This window comes from Catenuloplanes atrovinosus (genome assembly GCF_031458235.1).
Taxonomy (GTDB): domain Bacteria; phylum Actinomycetota; class Actinomycetes; order Mycobacteriales; family Micromonosporaceae; genus Catenuloplanes; species Catenuloplanes atrovinosus.
Window position 1 is genome coordinate 7,720,543 of the sequence record NZ_JAVDYB010000001.1, and the last position, 18,566, is coordinate 7,739,108.

General features: G+C 70.5%; 15 protein-coding genes and 1 riboswitch. Of the genes, 11 read left to right on the plus strand and 4 right to left on the minus strand.

Annotated features, from left to right (window positions below):
• Window positions 1-47: 47 nt before the first annotated feature.
• The 4 genes from J2S41_RS34370 to pknB are packed head-to-tail and all read left to right on the plus strand — an operon-like array spanning window position 48 to window position 6,215.
• On the plus strand, window positions 48-1,499 hold the full coding sequence (locus J2S41_RS34370) for an FtsW/RodA/SpoVE family cell cycle protein (protein ID WP_310376728.1): 1,452 nt from the start codon (window positions 48-50) through the stop codon (window positions 1,497-1,499).
• Entirely contained in the window at window positions 1,496-3,019 is a 1,524-nt protein-coding gene (locus J2S41_RS34375; RefSeq protein ID WP_310374289.1) for a peptidoglycan D,D-transpeptidase FtsI family protein, read from the plus strand. Before J2S41_RS34370 ends, J2S41_RS34375 begins: the two co-directional genes overlap by 4 nt.
• Window positions 3,019-4,431 (plus strand): serine/threonine-protein kinase, encoded by a 1,413-nt coding sequence (locus J2S41_RS34380; protein ID WP_374728204.1) that lies wholly within the window; start codon window positions 3,019-3,021, stop codon window positions 4,429-4,431. The genes J2S41_RS34375 and J2S41_RS34380 overlap by 1 nt, the downstream gene beginning before the upstream one ends.
• Window positions 4,428-6,215 (plus strand): Stk1 family PASTA domain-containing Ser/Thr kinase, encoded by a 1,788-nt coding sequence (gene pknB / locus J2S41_RS34385; RefSeq protein WP_310374292.1) that lies wholly within the window; start codon window positions 4,428-4,430, stop codon window positions 6,213-6,215. Before J2S41_RS34380 ends, pknB begins: the two co-directional genes overlap by 4 nt.
• A 108-nt stretch (window positions 6,216-6,323) precedes the next feature.
• On the opposite strand, the gene J2S41_RS34390 is transcribed toward pknB, so the two are convergent.
• From J2S41_RS34390 to J2S41_RS34405, 4 genes are read right to left on the minus strand one after another with little or no spacing between them, the layout of a single operon-like run.
• Entirely contained in the window at window positions 6,324-6,968 is a 645-nt protein-coding gene (locus J2S41_RS34390; RefSeq protein ID WP_310374294.1) for an aminodeoxychorismate/anthranilate synthase component II, read from the minus strand.
• 2 nt (window positions 6,969-6,970) lie between these two features.
• Complete coding sequence (locus tag J2S41_RS34395; protein WP_310374295.1) at window positions 6,971-7,255, minus strand: hypothetical protein; 285 nt, start codon at window positions 7,253-7,255, stop codon at window positions 6,971-6,973.
• A gap of 4 nt (window positions 7,256-7,259) precedes the next feature.
• Window positions 7,260-8,657, minus strand: a complete 1,398-nt coding sequence (locus tag J2S41_RS34400; protein ID WP_310374297.1) for a class E sortase — start codon at window positions 8,655-8,657, stop codon at window positions 7,260-7,262.
• Between the two features lie 5 nt (window positions 8,658-8,662).
• Window positions 8,663-9,463 (minus strand): DUF881 domain-containing protein, encoded by an 801-nt coding sequence (locus tag J2S41_RS34405; RefSeq protein ID WP_310374298.1) that lies wholly within the window; start codon window positions 9,461-9,463, stop codon window positions 8,663-8,665.
• Between the two features lie 191 nt (window positions 9,464-9,654).
• Here J2S41_RS34405 and J2S41_RS34410 point away from each other — a divergent pair, with 191 nt between their 5' ends.
• The 7 genes from J2S41_RS34410 (at window position 9,655) to J2S41_RS34440 (ending at window position 18,556) form a co-directional block, all read left to right on the plus strand.
• A complete protein-coding gene (locus tag J2S41_RS34410) occupies window positions 9,655-9,921 on the plus strand; it encodes a cell division protein CrgA (protein WP_310374300.1) in 267 nt (88 codons plus the stop codon).
• A gap of 540 nt (window positions 9,922-10,461) precedes the next feature.
• Window positions 10,462-12,618: a (Fe-S)-binding protein gene (locus J2S41_RS34415; protein ID WP_310374302.1), complete on the plus strand. Its 2,157-nt coding sequence runs from the start codon at window positions 10,462-10,464 to the stop codon at window positions 12,616-12,618.
• A 147-nt stretch (window positions 12,619-12,765) separates the two neighbouring features.
• Window positions 12,766-14,055 (plus strand): hemolysin family protein, encoded by a 1,290-nt coding sequence (locus J2S41_RS34420; RefSeq protein ID WP_310376729.1) that lies wholly within the window; start codon window positions 12,766-12,768, stop codon window positions 14,053-14,055.
• A complete protein-coding gene (locus J2S41_RS34425) occupies window positions 14,048-15,061 on the plus strand; it encodes a hemolysin family protein (protein WP_310374304.1) in 1,014 nt (337 codons plus the stop codon). The genes J2S41_RS34420 and J2S41_RS34425 overlap by 8 nt, the downstream gene beginning before the upstream one ends.
• A gap of 293 nt (window positions 15,062-15,354) precedes the next feature.
• Window positions 15,355-16,224: a C40 family peptidase gene (locus J2S41_RS34430; RefSeq protein WP_310374306.1), complete on the plus strand. Its 870-nt coding sequence runs from the start codon at window positions 15,355-15,357 to the stop codon at window positions 16,222-16,224.
• 197 nt (window positions 16,225-16,421) lie between these two features.
• The gene (locus J2S41_RS34435; protein WP_310374308.1) at window positions 16,422-17,243 is read left to right on the plus strand and encodes a LamG domain-containing protein; all 822 of its coding nucleotides are present in this window, start codon (window positions 16,422-16,424) and stop codon (window positions 17,241-17,243) included.
• Window positions 17,244-17,381: 138 nt separating this feature from the next.
• A riboswitch (cyclic di-AMP (ydaO/yuaA leader) is annotated at window positions 17,382-17,555 on the plus strand.
• 62 nt (window positions 17,556-17,617) lie between these two features.
• Window positions 17,618-18,556 carry a C40 family peptidase gene (locus J2S41_RS34440; RefSeq protein WP_310374310.1) on the plus strand — a complete coding sequence of 313 codons (939 nt, stop codon included), beginning with the start codon at window positions 17,618-17,620 and terminating at the stop codon, window positions 18,554-18,556.
• Window positions 18,557-18,566 lie beyond the last annotated feature (10 nt).

The following is an 18,566-nucleotide window of genomic DNA, read 5'->3' on the forward strand; positions in this document are numbered from 1 at the left end:
TGACAGCGCCAGCCGCACCGGCACCCACGCCCGCCTCCACGGGCGAGATGCCGCGACTCAAGTCCGCCGACAGCACCAGGCGTCGCAACAGCGAGCTGGCGCTGTTGGCGCTGGCGCTGCTCCTGGTGCTGGCGTACTACGCCACGGTCGAGGCGACCATGCTCGACACGATCACGCCGGACTTCTGGGTGCCGACCGCGGCGCTCGCCGGCGTGTTCCTGGCGATGCACGTGGTGATCCGGTTCCTCGCGCCGTTCGCGGACCCGGCGCTCATCCCGGCGGTCGCGCTGCTCAACGGGCTCGGCGTCGGCTTCCTCCGCCGCCTGGACCTGAGCAAGGTGGAGGCGGCCGACCAGGCCAACCTGTCCACCTTCTCCGGCGTCGGCGGCCGGCAGCTGGCCTGGACGCTGATCTCGGTGGTGCTGGCCGCCACGCTGCTCGCGCTGATCCGCGACCACCGGAACGTCTCGCGGTACTCGTACACGCTGGGCCTCAGCGGCATCGTGCTGGTCATGATCCCGGCGGTGCTGCCCGCGCAGTTCTCCGAGGTCAACGGCGCCAAACTGTGGATTCGGTTCGGCGGCTTCGCGATCCAGCCCGGCGAGTTCGCCAAGCTGGCGCTGGTCGTGTTCTTCGCGTTCTACCTGGTCCGCAAGCGCGAGGTGCTGTCGCTGGCCAGCAAGCGGTTCCTGGGCATCGACTTCCCCCGCGGCCGTGACCTCGGCCCGGTGCTCGTCGTCTGGATGATGTCGCTGCTGGTGCTGGTGTTCGTGAAGGACCTCGGCACCGCGTTGCTGTACTTCGGCCTGTTCGTGGTCACGCTGTACGTGGCGACCGAGCGGGTGAGCTGGCTGATCATCGGTCTGCTGCTGTTCTTCGGCGGCGTCTTCCTGGCGTACTTCCTGGGCAGCGCGATCGGCGGCCCGTTCGCGAACTTCTACGACCGCGCGCAGATCTGGCTGGACCCGTTCTCCGAGCCGGAGACCCGCGGCTACCAGTTGGTCCAATCGCTGCTGGGGCTCGGCACCGGCGGACTGTTCGGCTCCGGGCCGGGCGGCGGCGCGCCGCTCCAGATCCCGGAGGTCCAGAACGACTTCATCTTCGCCGGCATGGGCGAGGAGATCGGGCTCTTCGGCATCACCGCGCTGCTGATGCTCTACCTGCTGATCGTCGAGCGCGGGCTGCGGGCCGGCCTGGACGTGCGTGACTCGTTCGGCAAGCTGGTCGCTGGTGGCCTGGCGTTCACCATGGGTTTGCAGGTCTTCGTCATCATCGGTGGCATCAGCGGCCTCATCCCGCTGACCGGCCAGACGACACCGTTCCTCTCCTCTGGGGGCTCCTCCTTGATGGCCAACTGGCTGCTGGTCGCGATGTTGCTGCGGATCTCGGACGCCGCGCGGCGCCCGCTCGCCTCGGGCGGCGGTCTCGCGGCGGCGCCGGGCGGCAAGCCCGCGCCTCAGCAGCTGCACGGCGCCCCGACGGAGGTGATCCGCCCGTGAACGCGCCACTGCGCAAGGCCGGCATCGTCATCCTGGTGCTGTTCGGCATGCTCTTCGCGAACCTGAACTGGGTGCAGGCGGTCAAGGGCGAGGAGTACCGGACCAACGAGTACAACGCCTCCCGCACCCGGATCGCGGAGTACGGCAAGCAGCGCGGCAACGTGGAGGTCAACTCCGGCGGCACCAGCACGGAGGCGGTGGCGCTGAGCAAGCCCACCGACGACGCGCTGAGCTACCAGCGGGAGTACCCGTTCGGCGACCTGTACGCGCACGTCGTCGGCTACAAGCCGGTGACCATGGCCAGCACCTCCGTGGAGCGCTTCGAGAACGACTACCTCTCCGGGCAGAGCGACGAGCTGTTCACGGACCGGGTGCGCGCACTGTTCACCGGCGAGGAGGCGGCCGGCGGCAACGTGCTGCTGACCGTCTCCAAGGCGGCGCAGGAGGCGGCGTACAAGGGGCTGAAGGAGAACGAGCTCGGCGTCGACGTCGGCGCCGCGGTGGCGCTCGACCCGAGCACCGGCGCTATCCAGGCGATGGTCTCCATGCCGAGCTTCGACCCGACGCCGCTGGCCGGCCACAACTACGACGAGGCGGGCGCGGCGTACGCGAAGTACGAGGCGGAGAAGAACAACCCGCTGCTCAATCGCGCGGTGGCGGACGTCTGGCCGCCCGGCTCGGTCATGAAGATCATCGACTCGGCGGCGGCGCTGGAGAGCGGCCTGACGCCGGAGACGTCGATCCAGGCCGGTCCGTCGTACGTCGCGCCCGGCACCACGCACGAGATCACGAACGCGGGCCCGGGCGTCTGCCCGGAGCAGCAGATCACGATGATCCGGGCGCTGACCGTCTCCTGCAACACCAGCTTCGCCCGACTGGCGGTGGAGAAGCTCGGCGCCGACACGCTGAAGAAGAAGGCGCAGGCGTTCGGCTTCGAGGATAAGGCGCTGACCTGCGGCAACTTGCGGAGCAACACCGGCCTCACGGTCGCGGCCAGCACCACCGGCGAGATCGCAAACCCGGACGGCTCCGAGGACAAGGCGGCGCTCGCCCAGTCCGCGATCGGCCAGAAGGACGTGCGGATCACGCCGCTGCAGGGGGCGATGATCGCGGCCGCGGTGGCGAACGACGGCGTGCAGATGCGTCCGTACCTCGTGCAGCGCCTGCTCGGCCCGGACCGCACCTCCACGCACTACACCGCGAGCCCGCAGGAACTGCGCCGCTCGGTCTCCAGCGACGTCGCCCGCGACCTGCGGACCATGATGGAGAGCGTGGTCAACAACGGTACGGCCACGTCCGCGCAGGTCGAGGGCTACGAGGTCGGCGGCAAGACCGGCACCTCGCAGAACGGCATCACGGACAACCACGGCTGGTTCGTCGGGTACGCCATGAAGGACGGCAAGCCGGTCTCCGCGGTCGCGGTGTTCCTGGAGTCGGCCGGTGACGCCGGCTCGGCCGAGGCGACCCGGATCGCCGGTCAGATCCTGAAGGCCGTCACCTCGGAGCGGGGCGGAAACTGATGATCGCGCCCGGAGCCATGCTCGGCGGTCGGTACCGCCTGGAGGACCGCATCGCCAGCGGCGGCATGGGCGACGTCTGGAAGGGCACCGACGAGGTGCTCGGCCGGACCGTCGCGGTGAAGATCCTGCTCCCGGCGCTGCTGGACGAGCACGGATTCGCCGAGCGGTTCCGTGGCGAGGCGCGCACGATGGCGACGGTCAACCACCCGGGCGTGGTCGACATCTACGACTACGGCAGTGACTCCCAGGTCGCGTTCCTGGTGATGGAGTACGTGGAGGGCGACGCGCTCTCCCGCACGCTCGGCAAGGTCGGCCGGCTCACCCCGGCCCGTACCATGGCGCTGGTCGCCCAGGCCGCGGACGCGCTGCACGCGGCCCACCAGAAGGGCATCGTCCACCGCGACGTCAAGCCGGGAAACCTGCTGGTCAGGCCGAACGGCACGCTGGTGCTCACCGACTTCGGCATCGCCCGGTCGGACATGGTCGGCTCGCTGACCGTGGCCGGCTCCGTGCTGGGCACCGCGGCCTACATCTCGCCGGAGCAGGCCTCCGGCGAGACCGCCACGCCTGCCTCGGACGTGTACGCGCTCGGCGTGGTGGCGTACCAGTGCCTGTCCGGCCGCCGGCCGTTCGAGGGCGACAACCCGCTGGACATCGCGATGCGGCACGTCCGCGACACGCCGCGCCCACTCCCGGCGGACATTCCGCCGCAGGCGCGCGCGATCGTCGAGCGCGCGATGTCGAAGGCGCCGGCCGCCCGCTTCCCGAGCGCCGCCGCGATGGCGGTCGCCGCGCGTCAGGCCGCGACCGCGCTGGCCAACACGCCCCGCCCGGCCAACCGGCCGAGCTCCGGCGCGCCGGTCACCGGCCGCGTCTCCGCGCCGCCGGCCGTCGGCCCGGCGTCACCGACCTCCCCGGCCGCGGTCGCCGCGGTCGGACCCCCGCCGGTCGCGCACCCGCCGATCAGCGGTCAGCCCATGGTCGGCGGTCAGGCGCCGCCGATCCGCGGCGCGGCCACCGTGCCGCCCCCGATCGGGGCGCCGCAGCAGGTGCCGCACTACGCGCCGATGTACCCGCCGCCCGCCGGCGGGTCGACCAGCCGGCAGGTGCTGATCGTGCTCGCGATCGTGCTCGGCCTGCTGGTCCTGCTCTGCGCCGGGGTCATCGCCTGGCTGGCCGGCCGCAGCAACACCGTGGCCCTCGACACTCCACCGGGTGTGACGAGGGTCGTCACCGACGCCGGAACTGACATTGTCTCGGCTGCGTCGTACCGTCGGGATGAGCGAATTGACCCGGACCGGGCGATCGAGAATGATCGACCGGTCCCGCATGTGTTCAACGACCAGGCCGGCGGAGAGCCGGCGCCGGGGACGAACGAGCTCCCCATGACCGAAGGACGACAGACGAGATGACTGCGCAGGCCCGCCTGCTGGGTGGCAGGTATCAGGTCGGCGAGCTGCTCGGCTATGGCGGTATGGCCGAGGTGCACCACGGCCGCGACCTACGGCTCGGCCGTGACGTCGCGATCAAGATGCTCCGGACGGATCTCGCCCGTGACAACACCTTCCAGATGCGCTTCAGCAGGGAGGCGCAGAACGCCGCCGCCCTGAATCACCCGGCGATCGTCGCGGTCTATGACACCGGCGAGGAGATCGCCCCCACCGGCGAGAAGCTGCCGTTCATCGTCATGGAGTTCGTCAACGGGCGGACTCTGAAGGAGGTGCTCGCCGCGGAGGGCCGGCTCCAGCCGCGCCGCGCCTTCGAGATCATGGCGGACATCTGCGCCGCGCTGGAGTTCAGCCACCGGCACGGCATCATCCACCGGGACATCAAGCCCGGAAACGTGATGATGACCCAGACCGGCCAGGTCAAGGTGATGGACTTCGGCATCGCGCGCGCCCTGGCCAGCGGCGCCACCACGATGACGCAGACCAGCGCGGTCATCGGCACCGCTCAGTACCTCTCGCCGGAGCAGGCGCGCGGCGAGCCGGTGGACGCCCGGTCGGACGTCTACGCGGCCGGTTGCGTGCTCTTCGAGCTGGTCGTGGGCCACCCGCCGTTCGTCGGCGACAGCCCGGTCAGCGTCGCCTACCAGCACGTGCGGGAGGAGCCGCCGACTCCGAGCGACCTCAACCCCGAGGCCGGCCCGGACCTGGACGCGATCGCGCTCAAGGCGCTGTCGAAGAACCCGGCGAACCGTTACCAGAGCGCCGGCGAGATGCGCGCCGACCTGCTGCGCGCCGCCACCGGCCGCCCGGTGATGGCGACGCCGGTGATGCGCGAGGACGAGACGCAGTACCTCGGCGCGGCGACGCAGATGACCGGCGCCACCCGGGCGATCCCGCAGGGCGGTGGCCTGCCGCCGCGCCCGGCGAAGAAGGAGTCGTCCGCCTGGATCGTGGCCGGCCTGAGCGCGGTCGCGGTGCTGGTGGTGATCGGCCTGATCGCCTGGGTCGCGCTGAACGGCAACCAGACCGACGAGCCCACGAGCGTGCAGGTGGCCAACGTCGTCGGCATGTCACGCGACGACGCGGAGAGGAAACTCCGGGACGACGGCCTGGTGCCCGCGCTCAGCAAGCAGGCGCAGACGGACAACTGCACCGTCGGCCAGGTCGTGGACCAGGACCCGGAGGCGGACGCCTCGGTGGACAAGGGCGCCACGGTGACGCTGACCATGTGCGCGGAGAAGGACACCATCCAGGTTCCGAACCTCGTGGGCACCACCTGGGACGCGGCCGAGAAGGAGCTGACCGACGCGGGCCTCAAGCCGGAGCGCCGGGACGTTAACGGCACGGCCGAGGAGGGCCAGGTCGTCAAGGTCGACAAGGTGGGCGAGTCGGTCCCGAAGGGCACGACGATCGTCGTCGAGGTCTCCCGCGGCAACATGGCGGACGTGCCGAACGTGGTGAACCAGAGCGTGGCCGCCGCGACGGCGCTGCTGCAGAACGCCGGCTTCCAGGTGCAGCAGGTGCCGGGCCAGTCGGTCCCGGCCGACCAGCAGCCGAAGGTGACCGACCAGAGCCCGAACGCCAACAGTCAGGCGGAGACCGGCAGCACGGTCCAGATCACGGTCACCGTGCCGCAGGACCCGGAGCCGCAGACGCCCGAGCCGGACCCGGGCAACTCCGAGCCGCCGGGCGGCGGCAACCCGACGGCGACGCCGCCGACCGGGTCGCCCACCTCCGACCCGGAGTGACCCACCGACGATCAAGGGCCGTGACCGCGAAGGTCACGGCCCTCGGCCGTTCAGCAGGACGAACACCACCATCATCAGCGGGTACGCCGGGCGCGCCCGGCGAGTGGATCAGACGAACGCGCCGAGGCGCCGGGTCTCCGCCTCCGCGGCCAGCTCCGGCGCGCGCTCCAGGGCCGCCGGCAGGCCGCACGAGGCCAGCCAGTTCGCCAGCATGGTGTGGCCGCCCTCGGTCAGCACGGACTCCGGGTGGAACTGCACGCCCTCGACCGGCAGCGTCCGGTGGCGCATCGCCATCACCACGCCGGACTCGGTCCTGCCGGTCACCTCGATCTCGTCCGGCAGCGTCTCCGGCAGCACCGCCAGCGAGTGGTAGCGGGTGGCGGTGAACGGGTCCGGCAGGCCGGCCAGCACGCCCTCGCCCTTGTGTGAGACCAGCGACGTCTTGCCGTGCAGCAGCTCGGGCGCGTGCGTCACGGTGGCGCCGAACGCGGCACCGATCGCCTGGTGGCCGAGGCAGACGCCGAACAGCGGGATCTTCCCGGCGTACTCCCGGATCACGTCCATCATGATCCCGGCGCGCTCGGGCGTACCCGGCCCGGGGGAGAGCAGGACCCCGGCGGCGCCGGAGCGGCCGACGTCGGCCGTGCCGATCTCGTCGTTGCGCCGCACCTCGCACTCCGCGCCGAGCTGGCCCAGGTACTGCACGAGGTTGAAGACGAACGAGTCGTAGTTGTCGATCACCAGGATGCGCATCGTCAGCTCGCCGTCGGCTCGGGGTTGTTGGTCGTGATGTCGTAGGGCAGGTCGTGGCCGTCACCCGGGCCGGGCGTGGCCTCCCCGCTGGCGCCGCCGGCCGGCCCCTGCTGCGTCGACGTGCCGAAGTCGTCACCGACCTGCACGTCGTCGAACGGCAGGATCGGCTCGGCCCAGGGGAAGACCACGAACCAGAGCAGCGCCACCAGGACGCCGGTGATCAGCAGCGAGCCGGTGATCTTGCCCGGCGTGCCGAACGGCAGTTTGCTCCAGATCCACGCGTACATGCGGCTACTCCAGGACCGAGGGCTTCTCGCCGGCCACGCGCGGCTCCTGGCTGGACAACTCCGCGTGGATGATCAGGCGCTCGTAGTTGTCGAGCTTCGGGTTGCAGGTGGTCAGCGTGAGCATGCGCTTGGTCGGCTCCGCGCCCGGGTAGTTCGGCACCGGCGCGACCACCTCGACCTGGTTCGGCTTGACGATGTGCTCCTGGGTGACCTGGTAGATGTACCAGGTGTCCTTGGTCTCGACCACGATCGGATCGCCCTCGACCAGCTCGTCCAGCGCCCAGAACGTGGCCCGGTTGCGGTGCCCGGCCACGGAGAAGTTGCCGACCTCACCGGGCATCGCGGTGTTCGGGTAGTGGCCGGGCGCGTACCGGATGTCCTCGGGCGTGACGCCCTGGTTGACCACCCACCGCTTGTCGAGCTTGGGGATGTAGAGCCGGCCGACCGGGCCGTCCGGCGCGGCCTCGGCGGAGACGGTCGGCGTCGGGCCGACCGTGGGCGGGTTGTCCCAGGCCTGATTGAGCTGCTCGTCCAGGTCGCTCTGGTGCGCGTCGACGACCGCGCCGGAGCCCCAGACCTCGTACGCCGCGAAGAGCAGCACCACGAGACCGAACGTGATCATGAGTTCGCCGGCGCCGCGGACCACCGCCATGGTCCGGGTCAGCCAGGTCGGGCGGGTCAGCTCGGAGTAGACGCTCTTGTAGCCGTCCTCCACCCGCTCCGCGCGCAGCTGCACGACCTTGGCGCCGCGCGGGACCTTGGGCTTCTCCGCGGGCTCACCGCCCTCGGGGGCCTTCTCGCCCGCACCGCTGCTGCGCTCCGCCTCGGCCCGGCGCGTCCGGTCCGGGTCCGCGCTGAGTATCGCGCCCATCATCATCGTGGGGCCCGCTATCGGCGACGCGGGCGCCGCGGCCGGTGACGCCGGCGCGGCGGCGGTCGGGGTGGGCGCCGGCGGAAAGGGCGGGGCCGGCGTGGGGGAGGGCCGGTGCGGCCGCGGGGTGGCCGGTGCCGCGTGGCTCGGTGCCGCGTGGCTCGGTGCCGCGTGACTGGGTGCCGTGGGCGCGGAGGGCCAGGTCGTGGTGGCGTCCGGCGCGGCCTGCCGCGGGGACATCACGGGCGGGCGTGGACCGGCCGGGCGGGACGGCAGCGGCGCCGTGGTCTGCGTGTCGCCGGCCGTACCGTACGGCGTGGTCTGTGGGGTTTTGGGGTACGGCGAGGGGCGGGACGGCGGGTTCGGCGCGGTGCCACCGTACACGCGCGGGATTATCGCGGTGCCCTCCGCGTCCACGATCGGCGCCGCGGGCGGCTCCGGCGTCTCGGGCGGGCGCGACGGCGAGTAGGTGCTGGCGGCGTACGTGGCCGGCTGACCACGGCGCCCGGTCGGCGGCTTGTCGCTGTTCATCGCGGTCACTCCGGGACAGCCGCCGAGCGCAGTGCGGTGGATCCGTCATACGCCGGCACGGTGGTGTTCCCTTCCACGGTCTCTCGATAACCCAGCCCGTAATCGGCCACCGCCTGGCGGAAGGCCTGGACCCCGGACGACGCGGCGAGGGACTGCCGCATCGGCTCCGGATCGCCGATCGCGACGATCTCGAAGGGCGGGGAGTAGTTCCGCCCGTGGAGAAGCAGCGTGTTGCCGACACAGCGTACCGCGCTGGTCGAGATGACCCGAACTCCCATAATCGACATCGCCTCGGCCCCGCCGGCCCACAGCGCGTTGACCACGGCCTGTACGTCACCCTGGTGCACGACGAGATCATCGTTCGTGGCGCCGCCCGTGGTGTCGCTCCGCACCGCGTCGTCCAGCACCACCTTCACGCCCGGACCGCCCAGCTCGGTGAACCCGGCCTGCTGCTGATATCCGTTCGCCCGGTCGTTCTGCGCCCGCACCGAGCTGTCCGAGGAGCCCTGCGCGTCGGTCTGGGCCCGCACGTCGTCGCGCAGCGCTGCCGCCCGGTCCTCCGCGGCCGCCACCCGGTCACGCTGGTCCTCGATCAGCTGGGCCAGCTGCGGCCGCCGATCCTCCCGCAGCGAGGTGCCGGCCGCGGTGGTGGCGCTGGTGGTGAACAGCAGGCCCGCGGCCAGCGCGATCACCGGGGTGCCGATCGACCAGACGGTGGGCTTGCGGCCGCGCCGGCCGGGGCGCAGGGCCCCGGTCGCACGCCCCAGCACCTGCCGCCACGACCGGACGTCGTCGGTGTACTCCACGAGTGTTCCGTCCTCCCCGTGCCCGGGACCGCCGACCCGTCGCAGTTTCTTTGCGGCCCGTCGATGCTTTAGCGCGCCGCCTTGACTACGCTAACCAACGAACAGTATTTCGCCACGGACCACCGCCGCTGCTACCGGTCGCCTGGTCAACGGGCGACCCGGTTCGATGACGGCAACCACAGGAGAACGCAGTGCCTAAGTCCCAGGTCCGCAAGAAGAAGGTCTACACCCCGCCCGCCGACCTCGGCCCGGCGAAGACCGGTGCGGCGGCTGGCAAGCCCAGCCCGGTGTGGGTGCCGGCGCTCGCCTGCGTGCTGCTCGTCGCCGGCATCGCCTGGCTGGTCCTCTACTACCTGTCCAGCCAGCAGTACCCGGTGGGTTCCTGGGGGTACTGGAACCTCGCCGTCGGCTTCGGCTCCATGGTCGCCTCGCTGATTGTTTTCACCCGCTGGCGGTGACGTCCGCTTGGGTGGAGTCTGTCCGCGGAGAGCGCGGACCGGGGGCGCGGACGTCAGATGCTGACCCCGGGGGGCGACCCCCCGGACCCCCACGTTCCTGTGGTGCGGTCGGTGGTCAGCTCACGTTGACACCCTGCCTGGTGCGGTTGGTGGTCAGCTCACGTTGACACCCTGCCTGGTGCGGTTGGTGGTCAGCTCACGTTGACACCCCGCCTGGTGCGGTGCGCGGACAACGCACGTTGCCGCCCGGCCTGGTGCGGTGCGTGGACCACGCACGTTGACCCCCGGCCTGGTGTGGTGTGTGGTCGGCGTGCGTTGACGCCCGGCCTGGTGTGGTGTGGTGCGGTTGGCGTGGGTTAACGCTCTGCCTGGTGGGGTGTTGGGCACTTCGGGTGATCCCGATGGTGGTGGGGTTGGGGGGCTGCGAGATGCTTCACGTTACGGCGCGCCTGTAGTTACTGGTGGGTAATGGGCGCGTAGGCTGCGGGGAGAGTTGTCTCGCTGCGGCCGTTCGCAGCAGCAGCCCCGGGAGGCCTTCGCATGGGCAGCGTCCAGATCGTGACGTCGATCGTCGCCTTCGCCATCACGGCCGTCGCCGTCGTGCTGGCGGTGCGCGCGGTCCGGCGGATCGTCCAGGTGATCCGGCTCGGTCAGCCGGCACCGGACCGGTTCTCCGATCCGCTGTCCCGGACCGTGGTGATGCTGAAGGAGACCGCGGGCCACACCCGGATGCTCAAGTGGAGTCTGATCGGCGCCGCGCACTGGTTCGTGATGGTCGGCTTCCTGGTCCTCTTCCTGCTGGTGGTCGAGGCGTACTTCGAGGTCGTCACGCCGACCGGTGAGCTGCCGATCATCGGGCACTGGCTGGTCTTCGGCTTCGCGACCGAGTGGATCGGCATCCTCGGCATCGCCGGCATCGTCTACCTGATGGCCGTGCGCCTGGCGAACCGGCCGAACCGGCCCGGCTCCCGCTCCCGCTTCACCGGCTCCACGATGTGGCAGGGCTACTTCGTGGAGTGGGTCGTGCTGCTGGTCCTGATCTTCGGGTTCCTGATCCGCGGCTTCAAGGTGGCGACCGATCACTTCGCCTACCCGGTCTGGGCCGCGCCGCTCAGCCACGCGGTCGGCTCGGTGTTGCCGGCGTGGGAGTCCGGCGCCAGCGTCGCCGCCATGTTCAAGATCATGATTTCGATGACCTGGCTCATCGTGATCTCGCTGAACGTCACCATGGGCGTCGCCTGGCACCGGTTCCTGGCGTTCCCGAACATCTGGTTCAAGCGTGAGCCGGCGAAGCCGGCCGGGTCCGGTCTGGGCCCGCTCAAGCCGATGACGAGCGAGGGTAAGCCGCTCGACTTCGAGGAGGCCGACCCGGAGAAGGACCAGTTCGGCGTCAACCAGGTCGAGCAGTTCACCTGGAAGGGCCTGCTCGACTTCTCCACCTGCACCGAGTGCGGCCGCTGCCAGTCGCAGTGCCCGGCGTGGAACACCGGCAAGCCGCTCTCGCCCAAGCTGCTCGTCCTGAGCCTGCGCGACCACGCGTACGCGAAGGCGCCCTATCTGCTGGCCGGTGGCGGCAAGGACCTGATGGGCGAGGAGAAGGCCACCGAGGCCCAGCTCGCGCACATGGACGTGCTCGCGGTCGCGGAGGGCAACCGGCCGTTGATCGGCACCGAGGCCGAGCTGGGCGTGATCGACCCGGACGTGCTCTGGTCCTGCACCACCTGCGGCGCCTGCGTGGAGCAGTGCCCGGTCGACATCGAGCACGTGGACCACATCGTCGACATGCGCCGCTACCAGGTGCTGATCGAGTCGAACTTCCCGTCCGAGGCCGGCGTCATGCTGCGCAACCTGGAGAACAAGGGCAACCCCTGGGGCTCGCCGCAGAACACGCGTGAGGACTGGACCAAGGGCCTGGACTTCGAGATCAAGCGGGCCGGTGGCGACGAGGACTTCGAGTACCTGTTCTGGGTCGGCTGCGCCGGCGCGTTCGAGGACAAGGCGAAGAAGACCACGCGCGCGGTCGCCACGCTGCTGCACGAGGCCGGCGTCGACTTCGCGATCCTGGGCGAGGGGGAGACCTGCTCCGGTGACCCGGCCCGCCGGATCGGCAACGAGTTCATCTACCAGATGCTCGCCCAGCAGAACGTGGAGACGCTGAAGGAGGCGAACGTCAAGAAGATCGTCGCCACCTGCCCGCACTGCTTCAACACGCTCGGCAACGAGTACCGGGACCTCGGGCTGGAGGTCGAGGTGGTGCACCACACCGAGCTGCTCAGCCACCTGGTCGCCACCGGGAGGCTCACGCCGGTCAACCAGCTCGACGGCGGCGTCACCTACCACGACCCCTGCTACCTCGGCCGGCACAACCGGGTGTTCACGCCGCCGCGCGAGGTGCTCGGCGCCGCCGTGCAGGGCGGACTCACCGAGATGCCGCGCAACCAGGAGCGGTCCTTCTGCTGCGGCGCCGGCGGCGCGCGCATGTGGATGGAGGAGAAGATCGGCAAGCGCATCAACATCGAGCGCACCGAGGAGGCGCTGGCCACGAACGCGCAGACCATCGCGGTCGGCTGCCCGTTCTGCTACACGATGCTCGGCGACGGCGTGAACGCCAAGGGGCGGCACGAGGAGGTCGAGGTGGTCGACGTGGCGACGGTGCTGTTGCGGTCGATCAAGAGGGACGACGTACCGTCTGCGTAAGATTTCGAGCTTTTGATGCTTTACCGCGGCACCCGGGGCGGACAAGGATCTACCCCAGGTGCCGCACTCGTCTGCGGCGCCGCGGCAAGTCCGGCAGACTAAGGCCGAGGTGAATCGATCATCGACGGGCTCCTACTCAGCACGGTGTTGCCACTGGTCGTCTTCGCCCTGCTGACCGCCGGCAACGCGTTCTTCGTGGCCGCGGAGTTCGGCCTGGTCACGGTGGACCGCGTGGAGATCGAGCGCCGCGCCGGCACCGGCGACCGCGGCGCCCGGGGCGTGCGCGCCGCCCTCCACGAACTCTCCTTCCAGCTCTCCGGCGCGCAACTGGGCATCACCATCACGGCGCTGCTCACCGGCTACCTCGCCGAGCCCGCGCTGGCGACATTGATCGATCCGGCGCTGCGCCCGCTGCTCGGCCACCGGGTGGAGGCCGTCGCGCCGCTGCTCGCGCTGGTGGTGGCCACCCTGTTCTCGATGCTCTTCGGCGAGTTGGTGCCGAAGAACGCGGCGCTGGCCCGCCCGATGCGCGCCGCGCTGGTCACGGCCGGTCCGATGCGCGCGTTCACCGCGGTCTTCGGCTGGCTGATCCGCGCGCTCAACGACACCGCCAACCGAGTGGTACGCGGCTTCGGCGTCGAGCCGCAGGAGGAGCTGGCCAGCGCGCGCTCCCCGGACGAACTCGGCCTGCTGGCGACGATCTCCGCGAACGCGGGCGAGGTGTCCGCCGAGACCGCGGCGCTGCTGCGGCGCACGATCCGGTTCGCGGACAAGCGCGCGGCCGAGGCGATGACGCCGCGGGTGGACGTGGTGGCGCTGCGGGCCACGGACACGGTCGCGGAGCTGATCACGCTGGCCCGGGAGACCGGCCGTACCCGCTTCCCGGTCTACGAGCGGACGCTGGATCAGATCACCGGCGTGGCCGGCGTGCCGGACGCGCTCGGCGTGCCCCCGCACCGCCGCGCCAGCACCACGGTCGCCACCGTGGCACGCGAGCCGGTGCTGGTCCCGGAGAGCCTGGACCTGGACGGCGTGCTGGCCGCGCTGCGGGCCGGCAACGCGGACCTGGCCATCGTGGTCGACGAATACGGCGGCACGGACGGCGTGGTGACCGTGGAGGACCTGGTCGAGGAACTGGTCGGCGAGATCGCGGACGAGCACGACGTCGCCGAGCTGCACCCGGACGAGCTGACCGCGCCCGGCGACGAGCGGACCAGCCTGGTCGACGGCGTGCTGCGCGAGGACGAACTGCTGGAGCAGACCGGATTCCGATTACCGGACGGGCCGTACGAGACGCTCGGCGGCTTCCTGATGGCCCGGCTCGGCCACATCCCGGTGCCGGGCGAGACCGTCGAGGCGGACGGCTGGGAGTTCACCGTCGTCGAGGTGGAGCGGCACCGGGTCGAACAGGTCAGGATCGTGGCGCCCGATGCTTGAGATCGGTATCACCGTGCTGCTGCTGCTCGGCAACGCGTTCTTCGTGGGCGGCGAGTTCGCGCTGATCGCGTCCCGGGCCACCGTGCTGGAACCACTGGCCGAGACGTCCGCGCAGGCCCGGCTCGCGCTCGCCGCGATGAACCAGATCCCGCTGATGATCGCGGGTGCCCAGCTCGGCGTCACGATCTGCTCGCTCGGTCTGGGCGCGATCGCGGAGCCGGCCATCGCGCACTATCTGGAGGTGCCGTTCCACGCGCTGCACGTGCCGGAGCCGGCCGTGCACCCGATCGCGTTCACGCTCGCGCTCGGCCTGGTCGTCGGCCTGCACACGGTGCTCGGCGAGATGGTCCCGAAGAACATCACGCTGGCCGGCCCGGAACCGGCCGCGCTCTGGCTCGGGCCCGCCATGCTGGCGTTCTGCACCGCCACGAAACCGCTGCTACTCACCATGAAGTGGGCGTCCCGGCAGTTCCTGCGGCTGTGGGGGATCGAGACGTCGGACACCGCGAAGACCGTGTTCACCGCGGAGGAGCTGGCCGGACTCGCCAGCCAGGCGCAGGCGGAGGGGCTGCTCGGCGAGGAGGAGCACGCGCGGATCACCGGCGCGCTCGCGCTGAGCCGGCAGACCGCGGCGGACGCGCTGCGCGACTGGCTGAGCGTGGTGACGGTGTCGGAGGACGTGTCGCCGGCGTCGCTGGAGGTGCTCTCCACCCGGACCGGCCGGTCGCGGTTTCCGGTGGTGCAGCGCTCCACCCGGCGGGTGCTGGGATTCATCCACGTCAAGGACATCCTGGGGTACGAGGGACCGGCGCGCCGCCGTGCCGTCCCCGCGGAGGTCATCCGTCCGCTCGCGGTGGTGCCGCCGGACCGGACGCTCGCCGACCTCCTGCTCGGCATGCGGCGCGAGCGCCGGCACATGGTGCTGGTGAGTGACGGCCGCGCTCCACTCGGGATTCTGACGCTCGATGATGTCCTCACCGCGGTGGTTGGTGGCGATTTAACGTAACGATTAGTGGTGACCCGAATGCGGTACGAATTGGTATTCGCCATTGGGTTGATAACGGACGCGTAAACGTCCTAAGGTGAGTCTCCGTTACTCCGCCGGCACTTCCGATTCCGGTCCGGCAGACCTCTCACCCCCCACGGAGGCGAGCCACGGTGACGCCCAGGCTCTCGTTGCGTCCCCATCGTGTGTTGACGCGCGCTTTAATCTCGGCCGGCGCGGCTGTTCTCTTCAGCCTGACGCTGCTCTCCACCCCCGCTCATGCTGAGCCCACCCTCGCGGAGATCGAGGCTCAGATGGATGAGAAGTGGGCGGAGCTCGAGCCGACGATCGAGGAGTACAACAAGGTCCACAACGACCTGAAGGCGAACCAGAAGAAGCGGTCCGAGCTCGAAGCGAAGATGAAGCCGCTCAACGACCAGATGAAGGCCGCGGTCGACAAGGTCGGCGTGATGGCCAACCGGTCGTACCGTGCGGGTCCCGCGTCCGGGCTGAACTCGATCCTGCAGACCAGCTCACCCACCGCGCTGACGGACCAGCTGATCTACCTGGACCGGCTGGCCGAGGGCGAGCGGCAGGACATCGAGGCCGTCACCGCCGCCCGCAGCGAGATGGACAAGCAGAAGGCCGCGCTGGACAAGGTCGTCTCCGAGCAGGAGAAGCGGGACAAGGAGCTCGCGGACAAGAAAACGCAGGTCGAGAAGGAACTCGACGAGCTGGAGAAGCTGCAGGAGGAGGCGTACGGCTCGGTGGCCAACGTCCCGAGCAGCGGCAGCACCTCGCCCTCCGACGGCAACTGCTCGTCCTCCGGCGCCAGCGGCGTGGCCGCGACCGTCGTGGCGACCGCGTGTGCGCAGCTCGGCAAGCCGTACGTGTTCGGCGCGGCCGGCCCGGGCTCGTTCGACTGCTCCGGTCTGGTCGCGTTCTCCTACGCGGCGGCCGGCATCAGCCTGCCGCACAGCACCGTCTCGCAGTGGAACATGGGGACGTCGATACCCGCGGACCAGGCCCAGAAGGGCGACGTGGTGTTCTTCAACAGCAGCCTCAGCCACGACGGCATCTACCTCGGTAACGGCATGATGGTGCACGCGCCGCAGCCGGGCATGTCGGTCGAGGTGCTGCGCATCGACGTGATGCCGGTGGTCGGCTTCCGCCGGTACGGCTGACGCCGCGCCGTTTCGCAGTGGAGCCCTCGCCGGACGTACCGGCGAGGGCTCCTGCTTTTGCATGATTTTTGCGGCCGGCTGCGGTGGGTGGGCCGGGCGGCGGGACCGGCAATACCCACAATGGGGGAATGTCGGATTCACGCCGTATGCCAGTAATGCTGACCGGCCGGGTGGCTGCGGTCGCCGTGGGAGGTGCGGTGCTCGCACTGCTCACGGGCGCGGTGGTGGTGTCCGGCGGGTCGCCAGCGCCGTCGCCGTCCTCCACGGCGTCCGCGCCGCCGGCCTCCCCCTCACCCTCGCGCTCGGCCGCCGTGTTCTCGCCGGAGGCCTTCGTGGACGAGGAGACCACCTCGGCTCCGTCCGAGGTGGCGCGGGCCGCGGCCGGGCCGATCGCGGTCCGGTACACGTTCGACGGCGGTGCGGGCCGGCAGTTCCTGGACCTCACCGGCCGGTACGGCATGCGCGCGCGGACCGCGGTCGGCGGCGTGCTCGGCCTCGCCCGGCACGGTGCCGGCTGGGCCGCGGCCTTCCCGGCGCGCTGCACCGCGCTGCCGCAGAACTGCCCGCGCGCGATCCTGGAGGGCGGCCACCCCGCCGCGCTCAACCCCGGCACCCGGCGGTTCCAGTACGGCGCGTCCGTGCTGATGCGGCCCACCGACACCTCGGCCGGCGCGAACGTGCTGCAGAAGGGCTTCTCGGTCGGCGGCGGCACCCAGTACAAGCTGCAGGTGGACGGGATCGCCGGCCGGCCGAGCTGCGTGGTGGCCAGCCCGACCCGCATCTACCGGGTGATCGCGCCGGTGCGGGTGGCCGACGGGCGGTGGCACACGGTCGGATGCGTGCGGAACCGCGGCACGCTGTCGATCAGGGTCGACGGGGCGGCGCGCGGCACCGTCAAGCTCCCGGTCCGGCTGTCCATCGCGAATACCGAGCCGCTGCGAATCGGCGGGAAGAGTGTGACGGCCAACAACGATCAATATGCCGGCCAGATCGACGATGTATACGTGACGATCAATTAACGGACAGTTGCATAACGTACCGCGACGGCGTTTGTACGTACCGATTTTTGAGGTAGATCGGCTTGCGGCGTCCGTTTTGCCTCTCTAATCTTGGGGATCGCCAGGCTCGACGACGCGCGATCACCCCCGGTCGCCGCGAGCCTGACACCGCCGAATCATTCACTCGGATGAACCGGGGACCCAAGGCGCACTTGGGGTGAATCCGTCGGCCACCCACCGACGGTAGGGCGATGACCCTGTGGTGAGCGCTTCTGCACCGGCCTCACCCGCCCGAACCCGTCAGCTAACCCGGTAGGCGGTCAGGGACACGAGGGAGCAAGACTTCGGTGGCAGGCATTGCCGCACTCCGAAATCGGTCCGTCATAGTCGGTGCGATGTGCGCGCTGACCACCGCCCTGGTGGTCACGCTCGGCGGCACCGCCGCCCACGCGGAACCGACCGTGGCGGAGGTGGAGAAGCAGATCGACGAGGCGTGGACCGAGCTCGAGCCTACGATCGAGAAGCACAACTCCACCCGCCAGGAGCTGCAGAAGAAGAAAAAGCAGGCGGAGGTGCTGGGCACCAGGATTCAGCCGCTGCAGGCGGAGGTCGACCTGGTCATGGGCCGGGTCGGCGTGATCGCGGCGGAGGAGTACAAGACCGGCCCGGCGAGCACGCTCGGATCCATCCTGCTGACCGGCTCGCCCACCACGCTGACCAACCAGCTGGAGCTGCTCGACCACTTCGCCCGGACCCAGGGCCGCGACATCGCCGAGGTCGTCGAGCTGAAGGAGCAGCTGGAGGCGGAGAAGGCGCCGCTGGACGCGCTCATCGCCGACCTCACCACGCAGGAGGCGGAGCTCAGCCAGAAGACCAAGGAGATCAACGCCAAGGTCGACGAGCTGCAGAAGCTCCGGCTCCAGGTCTACGGCAACGGCGGCGGCGGCGAGCTGGCCCCGGCGCCCTGCCCGTACGAGTACCCCGGCGGCAAGCGCAGCGTCGTGATCAAGTTCGCGTGCGCGCAGATCGGCAAGCCGTACGTCTGGGGTGCGGCCGGCCCGGACGCCTTCGACTGCTCCGGCCTGATGCTCGCGGCGTACGCGCAGATCGGCATGTCCTTCCCGCACAACGCGGCCGCGCAGCGCGGGCTGATGAAGTCGGTCAGCCGCGACGAACTACAGGTGGCCGACTTCGTCTTCTACCGCGCCGACCTCAGTCACGTCGGCATGTACGCGGGCAACGGCTGGGTGGTGCACGCACCCAACCCGGCGGAACCGGTACGGATGATGAAGATGGACGCGATGCCGGTGCACAGCTTCGGCAGCCCGCTCTAACCCGTACGAC